The sequence below is a fragment of the bacterium genome, from assembly GCA_021108215.1.
Lineage (GTDB): Bacteria > Oederibacteriota > JAAXVQ01 > JAAXVQ01 > JAUVAV01 > JAIORK01.
In genome coordinates this window covers 72,536-88,832 of sequence record JAIORK010000055.1, presented here as the reverse complement: position 1 = coordinate 88,832, position 16,297 = coordinate 72,536, and the positions used below count along the sequence as shown (strand labels likewise).

The following is a 16,297-nucleotide window of genomic DNA, read 5'->3' as shown; positions in this document are numbered from 1 at the left end:
ATTATGAAAAACTTGTTTTTTTTATTCATATTGTGGTGCCTGTTGGTAATTCCCAACCTTGCTATGGCTCAGCCATCTCTTGATATCAACGGAGAAATCGATACCCGGCTGCGCTTTAATTTGGATGAATCAGAAGCAATTTGGTCCAGAACAACTTTCAAACCCAAGCTGGACAGCCAGGTGAGCGACAATGCGCATGCTCATGTCAGCCTTAAAATGTACACTACCGGGGAATTGCATTCCGATTGGAATTTGCAAGAGGCATATATTGATTATTATTTAGGCAGTTTGGACCTGCGGGCAGGGGTGCAGATCATTTCCTGGGGCACGGCCTATAGCATCAACCCTACGGATAACCTAAATCCCTTTGATTTAAGCGAAGAGGAAGCCTTTATTCTGGAAGAAAAACTGGGCGCAACCGCACTACGCCTGAAATACTACCCCCTGACCAATATAATCCTGACAGGAGTTTACCTTCCCTATTTTGTGCCGGCGCTTGAGGTACCGGGCGTCGCCTTGCCGGAGAGGAAGTTAGAGAACTCCGAATACGCATTCAAACTGTCGGCACAATCCATAATTGGGTGCGATTTATCGGCAAGTTATTTTAAAGGTAAAGAGGATTATCCCTGGACAAACGGCCAATATCGTAATGTGGAAATATATGGTGGAGACGTTATAGGCGCTATTGGCGAAATCGCGCTCTGGGCTGAAGGAGCATATAATCTGCCGGAGAGCGGGGAGGAGTATTACCAGTTAGCTGCTGGCGGAGAATACACTTTTAGGGATGATTTGTATTGCCTGGCACAATATTATCACAGGAACCACGAGGATATTCAGGAGCATTACATTATGACAGTATTGCGCTATCCGTTTCTGGACATTCACACCCTGCAACTGGGCATGGCATATGAGACTGAGAATGAAATTTTTATCCTTTACCCGGAAGTGACTTATTCCCTGGCAGATGCGGCAAATATAGTACTTTCCGGAATTTTTGTCCTGGGAGAGGCGACCGGGACTTTAATAAGTGAGCTGAAGGATAAAATATATTTTAAGGTGGAATATAGTTTTTAGGAGCCTGGGCATTTAGGCGGTTTCCAGGTTGTCATTCCCGAATGCTCGTATCGGGAATTCAGAAAAGCGTTGTTTTTAAGTCTTGAAAACCCCATGGATTTCGGCTAAAAGCATGCCGGTGTGACGAATAAAACAATAAACCTTAAAAAATCACAAAGAATTGTGAAATATGCAAAAGTTTAGTATTGAAAGATTTATTGTAGCAGGAAAGGAATCCCTTTATTTTGCCGGCGATACTTTTTTCATTCCCTCCCTGACTGAAATTGGCAAAAAACATAAACTGGATGTAGCCTTTTTACCTATTAGCGGAAACAAGTTTTTTGGTTCTAAAATGGTGATGGATCCCAAAGATGCCGCACTTGCAACAGAAGAATTAAAACCAAAGATTGTAATACCTATTCATTTCGGGACATTTGGGGGAATTCCAATAATGTTCAGCATGAAAGGAACTCCCTCTGAATTCATAAAGCATGTGAAAGATAATAAAACCAAAACATCTATAAAAGTATTAAAGATTGGAGAAACCTATAACTCGACTTTGGCAAATTTAAGTTATAATTTGTAAATAAACGGCAACTATTTAGAAGTTTAGTTTCGGCTATTCTGTTTATTTTTAAGGAGATGAAAATATGGAAAAACATGGATTTCATCGCTGGGCCTGGCTGGTGGTGCTAGCGCTGGGAGGATTGTTGATGCTTTATGGCGGAATGCAGGACGTACTGCTTTTTTTCGCAGTAGAAGCACCGGTACTTGCATGGCACTCAACTATGCCCCTTACAGGACTAATTTGCGGGCTGATTGTGCTGGCATCGGCAGGATTAAACATCATCTGGGGATGGCAACTGCGAAGCGCGGAAAATATCCGGGAGCGAAAGTTGGCACTTCGTGTGACATTCATCAGCGCTACCGGGATGGTCGCAGATTGGATAAGCGGATATTATGGGTTTGGCAGCCTGATGGCATTGCTGGCTGCAATCCGGCTGCTACGGAAATGATCAGTGAAATGAGAACTCTAATGATTTACATCTCAACACACCACGGTAATACCGATAAAATTGCCTAGATAATGGGAAAGGTTTCGGCAGCGAAGTTATTCACGCCGGCCAAAAATTTAACACAACCTAAATTGTATAGATCAAGAAGAGGAGACCCCGGGATGTGATGAAAGCTAAGACGTGATAGCCGGCAAGAAGATAGGTCGACAATTTCGGATGGGGAAGTATAGCTTATCAAGAGAATGAAAAGCAGGTGTTGAAGGATCGGAACTTCAAGAGAAATATGGATCGGGTAGCTGAGATAATCATCAAAAGCAAAGAGCAGACTTGACCCCATTACCATTACAAGGTTATTACTACTTTTCCCTGGGCGTGTCCCTCTTCAAGATACCGGAGAGCTTGCGCAACCTCACTCAACGGATATTGTTTATCTATAACAGGTTTTACTTTGCCGGCTTCAAGAAGCTCTTTTATAAAAATTAAATCCTTTTTATTTGATTTCGTTGCCAAGCTACCCATTTTCTTACTCCCTGTCATTGAAACCCATGGTCCCAGGAGCATAGCTTGAAATATTTGAGCCAGGGAACCTCCGGTCGCGACATAAATTCCCTTGGGGCTCAATGCACGCTTATAATCTGAGATCGAATGATATCCGTTAGCAGCAATAATCAGGTCATAATGCTGCCCATTTTCGGTAAAATCTTCCTGAGTGTAATCAATGACATGATCTGCACCAATCGAGCGCACCATGTCCAATTTACTCGTGCTGCACACAGCGGTCACTTCAGTTTTGAACGATTTGGCAATCTGTACTGCAAATGTACCCACACCACCGGACGCACCATTAATCAAAACCTTTTGCCCTGACTGAATCTTTCCTTTATCGCGAAGCCCCTGCAGGGCGGTGACTGCCGCCATGGGTACGGCCGCTGCTTCCCCGAACGATATATTGGCCGGTTTTAACACCAATGCATTTTCACCGGCACATACATACTCGGCAAAACCGCCCCAACCACAATCGGAAATGTCACCGAACACCTCATCACCTGGCTGAAACTGCTTTGCGTTTCTGCCAACCGCTTCAACCCGCCCCGCTATGTCAGCTCCGAGTATCTTGTTTTTTGGTTTTAAAAGCCCATAGCCCATCAGGCGGAGCAAAAACGGTTTACCGGTCAGGAGACCTCTGTCAGCTGGATTTGCAGACACCGCCTGAACTTTTATCAATACTTCATTGTTCTTGAGAGTAGGTTTTTCTACCTCTTTTAATGCAAGAACATCGGGCGAACCATATTTTGTGTATACAATCGCTTTCATTTAGGTATTCTTCCTTTTTTTATTTTGGTATCCTTTCTTTTTGATTGATAATAATTATGCTCGTGCGAGTACATTAATCAGTTTATCGCAACCGCCATTTTTTATAAATTTCGTATGATCTTCTATTGTCTTAAAATGCTGTCCGCAAATTTTATGGCATAGAATTTCAGAATCAGTTACTTCATAGAATGCTTTTAATATATTTTTCGCATTTGGATTAGTATAAAAAGATTTTTCTGTTTGTTTTCTACACCAATTGAGTGTGTTCATCCATATAGCAGCGCTCAGCGCGCCGCAAGCATTGCCGCTCAAACCAATACCTCCGGCAAATCCGGCAACCGTAACCACTTTTTCATCACTCGCTCCCATTTTTTTAGCAACTTCGGAAGCACAGCTTATTGGCAATCGAGGTAAATCAATTTGCTCGCAGGATAATCCTTCAGTGGCTGATTGGATCGCTTCCGGAGCCCAATTGTCTGCAAGTTTTATACAGGTTACGGCTTTTCCAAAGAGAAAGTATTTTATTATATTAAATATTAATTTTTTTGAAAAATTGCAACTCGTTATATCCCTGCAATCGGCACTTTTTGCCCTTTTTAAAAATGATTCCAAAAGATGTTCCGTTGCCGTTACGGCTATACCGATAGCCTGATCGCGATCATCGTGCCTGCGAAAGGATTCCGCTCCCACAGCCAATGCAGACCCCCAAAGCATTCCGCATTGATATCCTTGTTGCATTATTCCACCACATAATGATTCCGCGGCACGCACCTCCGTTTCCATTGGATAGCCGAATTCGCGGTTTAATATATAAAAAAATGCGCTGGAGCAAGGGCCTTTTTTTAGAAATATTTTTTTGGTATCTCTTTTAGTTTTTTTTGAGTTGTTCATTTTCATCCATTTTTTCCAGTTTTGATACTATGTTTCAACAGTTATTACTACATTGCCTTTTTTGTTCCCTTTTTCAACATATCTATGAGCCTCGGCAGTCTGTTCCAACGGATAGCGTTTATCTATAACCGATTTTATCTTTCCTGCCTCAACAAGCTCTTTCATAAAAATTAAATCTTCAGACTTTTCACTTACCAACGCACATATTACTTTCTTGCTGCCTATTATTGAAGTCCATAGCATTTGAACAAGTTGTCTCATCTTGAAGCTGGCTAAAAGATAACGTCCGTTCTGCGTTAGCGAGCCTTTACAACGTGAGAATGAACTCCTGCCTAATATGTCAAAAATAAGATCATATCTTTCACCGTTTTTGGTAAAATTCTCTTTAGTGTAATCAATTACCTTATCAGCTCCCAGAGATTTAACTAATTCTAATCTTGGGGTACTGCAGACCCCGGTAACTTCTGCGCCAAAATACCTGGCAAGCTGTACTGCGAGTGAACCTATCCCGCCGGAAGCTCCATTGATAAGGACTTTTTGTCTGCTCTGAATATTTACTTTTCTAAGCAAACTTAACGCCATTAATGCCCCATAAGGAACGCAAGCGGCTTCCTCATAAGTCATATTGGCCGGTTTGATTGCCACCATCCCATCCTCAGGCATACATAGATATTCGGCATTAGCACCCATGTTCATACCGCGATATGCAAAGACCTGGTCACCTTTCCTAAATACTTTTACATCTTTGCCTGTGGCTTCAATTTTCCCGGCAAACTCACTCCCCAGTATTTTTTTTCGTGGTTTTCTGAGACCAAAATATATTCGCGCGCCCAACCAGAATGGCATCGGCATATTGAATTTGTGAAGAGGAATATTTTTAAAATTTCGAGCTATAATATCTCCGTAATTTACCGGTGTCGCATATATTTTTATCAGTACTTCATTATCCTTAGGGATAGGTTTTTCCACCTCTCCCAGCTGAAGAACGTCGGGTGGTCCGTATTTTGTGTATGCCATTGCTTTCATTTGGGTATCCTTCCTTTTTTAACTGATGGCCATCAGCCGGCCTCTAGTCTTACTGGTTGTTGCTTCTTTACACCTTTAATCAAAAGCCAAAAGGTAAATGACAATTCCCCAATAACCGAAATCACAAGAAAAACCGAAGTTATTATCGAAATCGCTTTGTTGCCGGGTAAAAGAATAATTCCAAAACTGTCCATTAGATAGCCAAAACATGCAAGCATCACCAAGACCCCCAGAATTTTGGGAAGAAATCCTGATTTGAAAATCAAATACCCGAGCACAAGTAAATGAAGGCCGAAAAATATCCCCCAAATATACTCCACATAGTTATGGGCATTAAGAAATAATAAAACTAAAGCATGTAACTGATCTATTTTAAATACGTTCAAGTAATTAGCACCACTTAGAAGCAGTAAAACAAAGAAATGATTAAGCAAATTGATTCCCTGAATAACTGTCATTGTCAACCTGGCATACGCTGCAACCAGAGAAAGCGTTTTGCTTACCGGTTTGAACAATACGTAAAGAAGTACAACCAACACAATTTCAATTAAAAATACGATTGAATCGCCAACAAAACTTAAACGGAATAGCGACTCAGAAGCCATAATGTTATTGGCAGTTGCTGTGGCATCTCCTGCTACAATAAGCTTGGAGGGAATATACATCATACTGAAGGGAGCGATTACTGCGATAATTAGATATAAAAGCCCGACAACTCTTGCTGTCGTTTTGTTTGAATTCATTTCCCCCTCCTTTTTATTCAGGCGGTTTTTTTTCAGCTGGATCGTATTCCAATAAGTCGCCCGGTTGACAATTGAGTTCTCTGCAAATAGCCTCCAGGGTTGAGATGCGTATTGCCCTGGCTTTTCCGGTTTTTAAAATCGATAAATTTGAATTAGTAAGTTCTATTCGCCTGGCTAATTCATTGAGTGATATTTTTCTATCTGCCATGACTCTGTCGAGTCTGAATATGATGCTCATATATACTCCTAATTATACGGTTAAGTCCTGCTCTTCCTGAAGAACAGTTCCGTTTTTAAAAATTTCACATAACAAAAGCAGAAACATACAAACCAACAAAGAATCAATATCAACGGTTAAAATTGAAAATATAATAAGCAACTTACTGATCTTTCGGATAATAAGCACATTGTTTTGATTGAATACGATATTATTCTTAAAATTATTAAATAAATGTTCTGATTTTTTTATGATTTTAAGCAGCAACACCACAATCACTACAAAATAGGGCAGGAAAATACTTTTTAGAGCACGTGGTATATTTTGAAACGCTAACCACTCAGGATCTTGAAGGTCCAGCGCTAAGCATTTTGCCATTTCTGCTATAGCAGGGTTTTCGAACGGATTAAAAAATATAATTATTACTCCTATTACTGCTGCAACAATGGATAGTACCAGCACAACATACCATGATACATGAGAAATTACTCTTAGTACGGATGACAGCGATTTTTCACCTAAATAGTTCATTTGAAGTCTCCTATTAGTGATTTTACTAATTATACATCTTATTTGTTGAAAGTCAAATTTAATTTATTGTTATTCGATAATTAATTGACGAGGATTGATGATTATTTATTATGTTTTAGTTATTATGCTGCTTTTTACTTTGACCCGGGACCCGGGACGTTGTGACCTGGAGTTCCCTCATACCATAACTAAATTGTATAGGCCGTTTATTTTACGAAAGTTTTGTATTCTTCCAGATGAAGTACCGGATCATCTGTGTAACCTGCCGGCTTTATTCTCATCGCCTCCATTAGTCGTGCCCAATAATTTACCTTGGCGGTAAGTGCTGCAATTGCAACTATTTCCCTCGCAGAAAACAGGCTTCTTAAATCATCCAGAAGTTTTTGGCTAAGCACTATGGGCGTTTTTGAAAGTTGATATGCATATTTTAATGCCGTTTTTTCTTTGTCTGTAAAACTGGCAATACTATCGATTTCTTTCACGCCCCGAAGTCCTTTTATTTCTTCTTCAGTTATGCCAAAATCCTGAAAGTTCCATGAATTTATATCTAAAGCAAACTGACTGGGCACTGTATAGGATATTATAATTCTAAGAATTTTTATCATGCGTTCCTCAAGGCAGGCGGCTGCACCCTCTTCTATGTAAAGTTCCAGAATGCCTGAGCTAATGGCTATTTTGGGAGACCAGGCCAATACTCTCCCCATAATCATTTCCTTTTCGGCCTTTTTATCAGCTATTTTTATCATGCTGCGAAGAAAAGGCGGGATTTTTTTAGGAGGATTTACTAAGCTTTTCATTGCATTTTCATCATAGCTCCCGCCTACAGGAGTTTCTTTTGTTTTTGAATTGGCACACCCTGCAATAATTAAAAGACAAAACAATGGTATAAAAACAAATATTTTCCTCATATAACTCTCCTGAATTTATATTTTAACTTGCTATAAATAGCATGCGTTCTTATTGCGGGCAATATTTTAATACTCTGAGCTTACCCCCTGAGATATTTTAATACTTCTTTTGGTTATGTCCACCTTTTTAGGGATCCGGGACGTTGATTGGGATCCGGGACGTTGATTAGTATATCAGTATAGAAAATTAAAAAAAAGTGCATGAAAAAGTCCCCTTTGTGAGTCAAATAAAGTATGCCAAGACAACCACGGATTGAAATTCCAGGAGTCCTCTATCACATTATTGCCAGGGGCATCGAACGCCGGCGATTGTACAAAGACAGCCACGATAAAAAGATGTTTCTTAAAAGACTGGCAGGTTTGGTTGATGAAACCGGCATTATCTGTTACGCCTGGGTTCTGATGCCCAACCACTTTCATTTATTGGTTTCTCCAACAAAATATCCATTACACAATTTTATGCATCGTCTCCAAACCGGTTATGCTGTGAATTTCAACCACCGGCATAAGCGTGCGGGGCATTTGTTTCAAAATCGGTATAAATCAATTATTTGTCAGAAAGAAAATTACTTTCAACAACTCATTCGATATATTCATAGAAATCCACTGCAGGCAGGCTTAGTGAAAAACTTGAGTGCATTGGATGCATATCCTTGGTGTGGACATTCCGCGCTTGTAGGAAACACATCCCATCCCTGGTACGCAGAAGAAGAAACGTTATCCTATTTTGGAGAAAAGATCGGGAAGGCCAGGTCGGCGTATCGTCAATTTATATCCGAATTCGAGAACACAGATGCTGAAGACCGCTTCTGTGGCGGAGGTCTTATCCGGAGTGCTGGTGGCTGGAAAGTCGTCAAGGCAAATAAAAAAGCAGGTGGTCGATGGGCGGGCGATGAGCGTATTTTGGGAGAAAGTTTTTTTGTGCAAGGGGTACTCAAGCAGTTGGATACAAGTAAAGTGCAAAAGAACTGTTTGGCAAAAGAAAGCTGGGATTTTAAAAAAATAGTAGAGTATGTTATCCGAAGAACTGGCGCCGAATCTCGAGTCATAGAGTTCAAATGCAAAGGCAAAGCCGGAGCAGAAGCCAGAGCCATGGTAGCGTATCTTTGCCGGTATGTATTGGATATGCAGGTGACTGAAATCGGAAACCGACTGGGTATCAACCAATCGGCAGCCAGTCAGCTTATCGCCAAAGGGAGGGTAAGCGGGGGAGAAGACTGTCTTGGTGATCTATTGGGATCGTGAGGTGCCGGCATGATCAAATGACTATACTGATATACTAATCAACGTCCCCTATCTCCCATACCATGAAAAAAGATAGTTATAATTTCGAATATCATGGTAGTATATTTGTATGATTCCACGAATCGGTTATTTGAAAACAATCAAAGCGGCTTTGAAAAGGAGCCGGGCGGTTGCGCTGCTGGGTCCAAGACAGTGTGGCAAGACCACATTGGCATGCGAATTGGTCAAAAGTGATTCGCACAACTACTTTGATCTTGAAGATCCGGAGAGCTTGGCGCGTTTGAACGAACCCAAAACGGCGTTGGGTCAATTGCGCGGCATTGTGGTGATCGATGAGGTGCAACGACGGCCGGAGTTATTCCCGGTGTTGCGGGTTCTTTTGGATCGCAAACCGCTGCCGGCAAAATTTCTTATTTTGGGAAGTGCATCTCCTGATTTGTTGCGCCAGTCCTCCGAATCGCTGGCAGGCCGCCTGGAAATTATTTCAATAAAGGGATTTGGGATTTCTGAGGTGGGAATAAGCCAAGTCTCCCGGCTATGGCATCGGGGCGGTTTTCCTTTGTCCTATACGCCTAAAAAAAAAATCGATAGTTATTATTGGCGTAAAAATTTTATTCAGATGTTCCTGGAACGTGATCTTTACCAACAGGGGATAAATATTCCGGCGGTTGCCTTGCGCCGTTTTTGGACAATGTTGGCCCATCAACATGGGCAGATATGGAATGCGGCAGGACCGGCTGGTTCTTTGGGGGTCAGCGAACCGACGATCCGTCGCTATCTGGATATTTTAACCGGAGTACTGATGGTCCGGCAATTACAGCCCTGGCAGGTGAATATCAAAAAACGCCAGGTTAAATCGCCTAAAATATATATCCGTGACTCCGGATTGCTGCATACGTTGCTTGGCTTAAAAAATGAATCGGAAATTTTTAATCATCCCCGTTGCGGAGCATCCTGGGAAGGATATGTGCTGGAGGAAGTCATCGGTATACTGGAGCCGGGAGAGGCCTATTTTTGGGCGACACATAATGGTGCGGAAATTGATTTGGTGTTTATTAAAGGTAATAACCGCTATGGCATAGAATGCAAACACATGGATGCACCCACCCTAACCCCGTCAATGAGAAATGCGCTACAGGAGCTTGAGTTGAAGCATATTACGGTTATTTATCCAGGAAAACAAAGATATAAGATTCATAAACAAGTCAGCGTCATGCCACTGGAAACCGTCATTCAAGAGGCACCGAAACGGTTCTCGTAATTTAGCGTGTCAACGTGAATACACTGGGTGTTACGTGTGGAGATGAGATGAATGATTTAATACCATGTGTTTCAAGCCTATCGATGGAATTTACCATTGACGCTTTTTTGTGCTTTGTTATACTATCTTTTCTGTTTTTTCAAAAAAAAATAGTGAAAGTATTATGGGTGAAACACAGCGGATTCCAAAAGTTAAACCATTGGCCGGGTTGTTGGCGGAAAATCAGGAGCTCCTTGGGCAGGCATCTGCGCTTTTAGAGGCGTCTTTTGGGAATATTCAGTTTGCTTCCGAAAGTTATTTGTTTGAACATACCCGGTATTATCAGAAGGAAATGGGGTCCCAGTTATATAGGCAGTTTCTGGTTTTTGCTGATTTGCAATCTGCAGAAAATTTGGTGGAATGGAAACATCAGGCGAACGGGTTAGAGCAGCGTCTGGGATTGAATACGGCCCAGGGGCGAAGGGTGAATATTGATCCGGGATATTTAGCCCCGGGGAAGTTGGTTTTGGCCAGCACCAAGGATTTTGAGCATCGTGTGTACTTGCGGAATGGGATTTATGCTGAAGTGACCCTCCGGATTAGAAAGGGGTGTTTTCAAACCTGGGACTGGTCTTATCCTGATTATGCCCAGGCAGCTGATTTTTTCGATCAGGCATACAGAACCTATTTGGAGGAGATCGCCGGGTAAGCCCGTGGATTTTTATCTATAGAAGGAGTAGAAACGTGGCAGATATTATTTCAGCAGGAGTTGTGGGAACCGGTAGATACGTTCCTGAAAAAATATTGACCAATGTCGATTTGGAAAAAATAGTGGAAACATCGGATGAGTGGATTACAACCCGCGTCGGGATTAAAGAACGCCGGATCGCGGCCAAAGAGGAAACCACATCTACGATGGGAGCATTGGCAGCACAACGTGCGTTGGAGAACGCCGGGTTGAAAGCAACGGATTTGGACCTTATTATTACCGCAACCATTACGCCGGATCTTCCTTGGCCTGCAACAGCTTGTTTTATACAGCGGCATGTCGGTGCCACCCGGGCGGCTTGTTTTGATATTGAGGCCGCATGTACCGGGTTTATTTATGGGTTGGAGCTGGCACGATCCTATATAGCGTCCGGGATGTACCGTACGGTGCTGGTGGTGGCAGCGGAAACATTGACCCGGATTACAGACTGGGAAGACAGAAATACGGCAATTTTATTCGGGGATGCCGCCGGTGCTGCAATTTTGCAGCCGGTTGAAGGTGACCGGGGGATTTTGGCTTCCTATCTAGGCGCGGATGGCAGCAAAGCGCAGCTGCTGGAGATGCCGGGTGGGGGGTCAAGGTTTCCCGCCTCCCACGAGACCATTGATCAACGCTTACATTATATTAAAATGAAGGGTAATGAGGTGTTTAAATTTGCCGGCCGTGCCATGGCCAATGCCAACAAACAAGCTCTGGAAAAAGCCGGAATAGGGATTGATGCTGTGGATTTATTGATTCCACATCAGGCCAATATGCGGATTATTCAGGCAGCGGCACGCCTTTCTCAGCTGCCCATGGAAAAAGTTTTTTTAAATATTGAAAAATACGGAAATACCTCCGCTGCCACCACTGCGGTTGCATTGAGTGAGGCTTTCAGTGAAGGTCGGCTAAAACCGGGAAATCTCTGCCTTTTGGTGTCTTTTGGCGGCGGATTTACATGGGGTTCCTGCCTGATGCGGGTTTAATAGGTTAAACTCAAGCAGCCAAGACCGGAAAAAATCTGTGTCTTGGATTTGATTCGGTTTGAATTGTTCATTTTAGGGTGATAAAATAGATAGTAACATCAGGTGAATACTGGGACGCTGTTTTAGACGGTAGGGAGAAGGGGGCAGGCAATGGGTGTTATGAATTATAGAAAGTATGCTCGCGTCGAGGTGGAAATTCCGGTAGCGATTCTATTTCCCGGCATCCAGGCATTGCCCGGTACGTATATCAACAATCTTAGCGAAGAAGGTGCTTCGCTGATTAGTGAGGCGGAAATTCCGGTTGCCACCACCATGGAATTTGATATTGCGCTTCCCAAGTTTACGGAACCAACGCATGTGAGAGCGGATATTCTTTGGTCCCGCCCGGTGAATGAAAATGGAGAAAATGTTTTTGCGCATGGAATTATTTTTAATCGCATTGATGTCGAAGACAGGGAACGATTGCATGCGTTTGTTGAAAATGCCATGAGCTATTAAGTTAAAATGTGATTGTATCGTGCGGTGGTATACCACCCCGGTATTGTTTGGGGAGGGATGCCGTCCCGACTGGAAAGATGGTGGGAGTATAGGATTTCCGTTGGTCGCCCACTAAACAGGCAGGTCAGTAGGACGCTGCCAAGGAAAGAAATGGAGTCCCATGAAGAAATTGAAGCAATTGATTCAATTGTTTTTTTTGTCTGTGGTCTTGATGGTTTTCCTTATACCCGGTGTTGGTCAGGCAAAGGTCATTGCCGATAATTTGGAAAAAATTTTTCATCGGCCGGATTGTTCTTTGGTGAAAAAGATTAAAGAACGGAATATACGGAAAATTGATTCAGAAGCGGAAGCGGAGGCCAAAGGATATTTTCCCTGCCAAAAATGTATTCCACCGGCACGTCAGCCATCCCTGAAGATTAAGGCAATTAAAAAATTATCGCTGCCGGTTGCAAGGGAAACAATCTATATTGGTGATAGAAAAAATAAGCGATATCATCATCAATGGTGCGACTTGGCGAAGGCCTTGCCGAAAAAGAACCGTATTCGGTTTCAAACCGCCAAGGATGCCAGCGAGCAGGGGTACGCTCCCTGCAAAGAGTGTAATCCACCAGTGATGTTTATTCGCACCCTTGTGCCCATTGAAGAGGATGACGGTATAGACGATTCCGGGGAAGAAGCGCTTCCGGAAGCTGACGTAGAGGTAGAAGAAGAATAAACATTCATGTTTGTTTGTGAAATAAATATTGATTCAATCTGATGAGGTGAATAGAGTGGAACCCATTCCTTTTTTTGGTACGGTAGATGCGGCGGCACGTTTTTGGTCCATTATTTTTGGAATTTGGGTGCTGTCAGCGGTCATCAATGTTGCATTGGCGGATATACGCAAGCGGAGTATGCTGGTTTGGGGAATTATCGGGCTTGTTTTTGGTCCGGTGAGTGTGCTGGTGATGTGGATGGTTGTCAGACCCAGGAAGCCCAAAGAAGAAAAACCGGTGGCAGATGATACGGAACAGTCTTCGTAACGCAGTGTGCTCAAAACGCAGGCATGCTGCCAGTATCGTGTGACAGGAGATTCAGAATATGCATATCATCATTTTGAATGATGATTTTGAATTGGCCGGATTACTGAAAAAATCTTTGTGGGTTTGTTTTTATGCCAAAGCTAAAAGTTTGGCGCAAGAGCAAAAGCAAATCACCGATGGCTTGGATGTCCGGCAATTTGAAGATGCCCAAGCGGCATTGGCATATCTTGAAAACACCGCTGAGCATGTGGATATGATTTTTGCTGAGGCAACTGCCGTCCGGTTTGATGGCTGTCATTTCATCCGTCGTTGTTATGAATGTTTTTCCGGGAAGTACGCGACCCTGATTGTTGTCGCGGATAAAGGGCGGCAGCAGGATATTGAAAAAGGCTTGGCAGCCGGGGCGCATGATTATCTGCTCAAGCCCTTTGCACCGGAAGATTTACTTAAACACATTTTTAATGCCTGGCAGCGTCCCGAAGACGGCTCGGGCCGTCAGAAAAAGGAGTCGTGATGGATGATCGCAGACGCATACCCCGTGTGCCGGTTTTTTTTCTTTTGGAAAATATCTGCCTGCCCGCCACCGAAACCGGCAGTGAATGTCAAGGAATTGTAAAAAACATCACACCGGACGGGTTGTTGCTTGAAACTAATGTGAAATTAAAAAAGCATGATTTGCTGCAATTGAGTTTTACCCTGCCCAACACCCGCAAGTCAGTTAATTTGGAAGGCAAGGTCTGCTGGGTTGATTTCAAGAAGGCCTGGTCCCATGCCGGGATTGAGTTTATGGACCTGTCCAGTGATCAGCGCGAAGTGATTATGGAATATTTGATGACTTTGGGTTTTCAGATGTAGGGAATGGTCGCGACCATTCCCTACAATTTGATTTATTTGCAGAATAAAAAAAAGGCAGGGAGCCGTCGGCTCCCTGCCTTTTTAGTTTGTATTCCCAATTAGATAGGAAGTTTGACGCCCAATAAAATATTCATGGCTGTATTAGATGGTTCCGGATCGCTGACAGGATCGCTGGTGTTGGTATCAAGCTCCACCAACAAATCAAAGAGCATACCTTGCGGCAAAGACAAGCCGGCACCCAAAGTGATACGGTTGGTGTTGGAGATATCATCAACAATATTTCCATCGGAGTCAACCGTGCCGTCTTTGGTGGTGCTGGCCAGGAGTTGATAACCGGCGCGCAGCGCCAGCATCGGGATGACCCAGAATTCAGCACCCGCTTTAATGTTGCTGACAGATCCTTCGGAGTCGATAACAGTTCCGGCAGTTCCGTCAGCCGCATAAGGGGTGTAGTCAGATGTCCAGCTGCCCGTTTCATATTGAACCGCGACTTGAAGCTGTTTTTCCATGGCCTGGAAACCGCAGCCAATACCAATCAGGTTGTTGGCAACAACGGTCTCACTGGATTTATAGGTGTCGTTATCGTCGTCTGTAGTGGTGTAATCAAGACTAAAATCATCAGTATTGCTGCTGCCGGCAGTGGAGAACTGGACGCCGGGTAGAATCGCCATTCCGTCACCTACCGGAATATTGGCTTGCACGACCGGTGCAATGACCAGTTCGGTGATGTCGTTGGTTTTATAGTCTGTTTCAACGGCGGTACCGTCAGTGGTCGTTGTTATTTTCTCATTGATGGACTTCATACCATAATCAAACAGCAGACCGGCTTCCAGCATGCTGCCCATATTAAAGATAGCCTCACCGGAGATGAAAAGCGGTGATTGGGTGGTTGCTTCTTCGATGGACATCGCTATAGTGGTTGTCGGGCTGGTCGGGATTTCGCCTTCCATCGTTTGGGTTACATTATAATCGCCTTCACTACTGACGAAATCCGGTAAATCATCATCGGAATGGACGCCGAGCCCAAAGGTTAATTTATTATCGTTTTCCAGCATGAGTTCATAACCGGCGTTGACTCCCCAGCTTAAAACCGAGGCCGCTATTTCAAACTTGGAAGTGGTTCCAAAAACATTGTAGGCACCGTCTAAAGAATCCGGTTTTCCGCCTGCACCGATGTAAGTCACACCAGCGCCGAACGCCAGACCGCCATCCAGTTTATAGGTTGCGGAAGCACCGCCGCCAAGTCCGGAAAAAGCTAATACTTCTTCAGTGGAAGTGCCGTCTGATGCAGTGGAAATTTCTTTCATGTTTAGCATTAGACCTTCAATGCCTGCGCGAATAATGACATTGTCGTTTAACCAATAGGTGATCCCGCGGTATTCAGCACCGGGACGAACGAGGTCGAAACCTGTGCCTAAGTTTTCGTATTTTGCGCCGGAGTCATAATCAACAGTGTAATTGGTTGAAGCATAACCCAGACCAAAATCAGAACGGTTTTCTTTTTTGTTGAATGCAACACCAGCGATGTTTTGATGGTTGAAAATAGTGAGTGCCGTGGTCTCGTCTTCTATACCGAGTGCGGCGTTACCCATGGTGCTGACACGATAGCTGGCATTGTCAGGCCAGCGCAGTGCTAGCGCGGAACTTGCCAAAGCAATTCCAAAACACACGACCAAAGAAAGAATCGCAAACTTTTTCAAAATTGTCCCTCCGTTTTTATAAGATGTTGAAACTTTAGATCCGGCAATACATAACGATGATTCATCATCACTCAGGGATTTTTTTTGTTATCAGCCTCCTTTCAGGACAGGTTGAGATAGTGAAATCGATTATTTTCTGTATTTTAAAAATTATTTTAGCATTATTCATTTTGAAACAAAAGGGTTTTTATTAAAAAAAAATGGAGTAATTGTTTGGAATTTGTTAAAAATAAAGAAAGGATATTTCTTTAGATTCAGCAGGATTTCAGGAAAATGTGGTATACTCGAAAATCATTTTAGGACA

General features: G+C 43.1%; 20 protein-coding genes. 12 read left to right on the top strand and 8 right to left on the bottom strand.

Annotated features, from left to right (window positions below; translation table 11 throughout):
* The first annotated feature begins 3 nt into the window (after window positions 1–3).
* The 3 genes from K8S19_13215 to K8S19_13205 all read left to right on the top strand — a co-directional run bounded on the left by K8S19_13215 (window position 4) and on the right by K8S19_13205 (window position 2,069).
* A complete protein-coding gene (locus K8S19_13215; GenBank protein ID MCD4814637.1) occupies window positions 4–1,074 on the top strand; it encodes a hypothetical protein in 1,071 nt (356 codons plus the stop codon).
* A 169-nt stretch (window positions 1,075–1,243) separates the two neighbouring features.
* The gene (locus K8S19_13210) at window positions 1,244–1,639 is read left to right on the top strand and encodes an MBL fold metallo-hydrolase (protein ID MCD4814636.1); all 396 of its coding nucleotides are present in this window, start codon (window positions 1,244–1,246) and stop codon (window positions 1,637–1,639) included.
* A 64-nt stretch (window positions 1,640–1,703) separates the two neighbouring features.
* Window positions 1,704–2,069: a hypothetical protein gene (locus K8S19_13205; protein MCD4814635.1), complete on the top strand. Its 366-nt coding sequence runs from the start codon at window positions 1,704–1,706 to the stop codon at window positions 2,067–2,069.
* 342 nt (window positions 2,070–2,411) lie between these two features.
* On the opposite strand, the gene K8S19_13200 is transcribed toward K8S19_13205, so the two are convergent.
* The 7 genes from K8S19_13200 to K8S19_13170 all read right to left on the bottom strand — a co-directional run bounded on the left by K8S19_13200 (window position 2,412) and on the right by K8S19_13170 (window position 7,699).
* Window positions 2,412–3,383, bottom strand: a complete 972-nt coding sequence (locus K8S19_13200; GenBank protein MCD4814634.1) for an NAD(P)-dependent alcohol dehydrogenase — start codon at window positions 3,381–3,383, stop codon at window positions 2,412–2,414.
* 54 nt (window positions 3,384–3,437) lie between these two features.
* On the bottom strand, window positions 3,438–4,280 hold the full coding sequence (locus tag K8S19_13195; protein ID MCD4814633.1) for a C-GCAxxG-C-C family protein: 843 nt from the start codon (window positions 4,278–4,280) through the stop codon (window positions 3,438–3,440).
* Between the two features lie 21 nt (window positions 4,281–4,301).
* Window positions 4,302–5,300: an NAD(P)-dependent alcohol dehydrogenase gene (locus tag K8S19_13190; GenBank protein ID MCD4814632.1), complete on the bottom strand. Its 999-nt coding sequence runs from the start codon at window positions 5,298–5,300 to the stop codon at window positions 4,302–4,304.
* A gap of 32 nt (window positions 5,301–5,332) precedes the next feature.
* Window positions 5,333–6,043: a DUF4386 domain-containing protein gene (locus tag K8S19_13185; GenBank protein ID MCD4814631.1), complete on the bottom strand. Its 711-nt coding sequence runs from the start codon at window positions 6,041–6,043 to the stop codon at window positions 5,333–5,335.
* Between the two features lie 13 nt (window positions 6,044–6,056).
* On the bottom strand, window positions 6,057–6,281 hold the full coding sequence (locus tag K8S19_13180) for a helix-turn-helix transcriptional regulator (protein ID MCD4814630.1): 225 nt from the start codon (window positions 6,279–6,281) through the stop codon (window positions 6,057–6,059).
* A gap of 12 nt (window positions 6,282–6,293) precedes the next feature.
* Entirely contained in the window at window positions 6,294–6,791 is a 498-nt protein-coding gene (locus K8S19_13175; protein ID MCD4814629.1) for a hypothetical protein, read from the bottom strand.
* 206 nt (window positions 6,792–6,997) lie between these two features.
* Window positions 6,998–7,699, bottom strand: coding sequence for a carboxymuconolactone decarboxylase family protein (locus K8S19_13170; protein MCD4814628.1), 702 nt, complete (start codon window positions 7,697–7,699; stop codon window positions 6,998–7,000).
* Between the two features lie 234 nt (window positions 7,700–7,933).
* Here K8S19_13170 and K8S19_13165 point away from each other — a divergent pair, with 234 nt between their 5' ends.
* From K8S19_13165 to K8S19_13125, 9 genes are all read left to right on the top strand, one after another.
* On the top strand, window positions 7,934–8,944 hold the full coding sequence (locus K8S19_13165) for a transposase (protein ID MCD4814627.1): 1,011 nt from the start codon (window positions 7,934–7,936) through the stop codon (window positions 8,942–8,944).
* 109 nt (window positions 8,945–9,053) lie between these two features.
* Window positions 9,054–10,205 carry an ATP-binding protein gene (locus K8S19_13160; GenBank protein ID MCD4814626.1) on the top strand — a complete coding sequence of 384 codons (1,152 nt, stop codon included), beginning with the start codon at window positions 9,054–9,056 and terminating at the stop codon, window positions 10,203–10,205.
* Between the two features lie 163 nt (window positions 10,206–10,368).
* Entirely contained in the window at window positions 10,369–10,893 is a 525-nt protein-coding gene (locus K8S19_13155; GenBank protein MCD4814625.1) for a DUF4416 family protein, read from the top strand.
* A gap of 47 nt (window positions 10,894–10,940) precedes the next feature.
* The gene (locus tag K8S19_13150) at window positions 10,941–11,918 is read left to right on the top strand and encodes a ketoacyl-ACP synthase III (protein MCD4814624.1); all 978 of its coding nucleotides are present in this window, start codon (window positions 10,941–10,943) and stop codon (window positions 11,916–11,918) included.
* A 150-nt stretch (window positions 11,919–12,068) separates the two neighbouring features.
* A complete protein-coding gene (locus tag K8S19_13145) occupies window positions 12,069–12,416 on the top strand; it encodes a PilZ domain-containing protein (GenBank protein MCD4814623.1) in 348 nt (115 codons plus the stop codon).
* Window positions 12,417–12,576: 160 nt separating this feature from the next.
* Complete coding sequence (locus K8S19_13140; protein ID MCD4814622.1) at window positions 12,577–13,131, top strand: hypothetical protein; 555 nt, start codon at window positions 12,577–12,579, stop codon at window positions 13,129–13,131.
* A 55-nt stretch (window positions 13,132–13,186) separates the two neighbouring features.
* Window positions 13,187–13,438, top strand: a complete 252-nt coding sequence (locus tag K8S19_13135; protein MCD4814621.1) for a hypothetical protein — start codon at window positions 13,187–13,189, stop codon at window positions 13,436–13,438.
* Window positions 13,439–13,496: 58 nt separating this feature from the next.
* The gene (locus K8S19_13130; protein MCD4814620.1) at window positions 13,497–13,952 is read left to right on the top strand and encodes a response regulator; all 456 of its coding nucleotides are present in this window, start codon (window positions 13,497–13,499) and stop codon (window positions 13,950–13,952) included.
* Window positions 13,952–14,293 carry a PilZ domain-containing protein gene (locus K8S19_13125; GenBank protein ID MCD4814619.1) on the top strand — a complete coding sequence of 114 codons (342 nt, stop codon included), beginning with the start codon at window positions 13,952–13,954 and terminating at the stop codon, window positions 14,291–14,293. The genes K8S19_13130 and K8S19_13125 overlap by 1 nt, the downstream gene beginning before the upstream one ends.
* A 98-nt stretch (window positions 14,294–14,391) precedes the next feature.
* On the opposite strand, the gene K8S19_13120 is transcribed toward K8S19_13125, so the two are convergent.
* The gene (locus K8S19_13120) at window positions 14,392–15,993 is read right to left on the bottom strand and encodes an OprO/OprP family phosphate-selective porin (protein MCD4814618.1); all 1,602 of its coding nucleotides are present in this window, start codon (window positions 15,991–15,993) and stop codon (window positions 14,392–14,394) included.
* Between the last annotated feature and the right edge of the window lie 304 nt (window positions 15,994–16,297).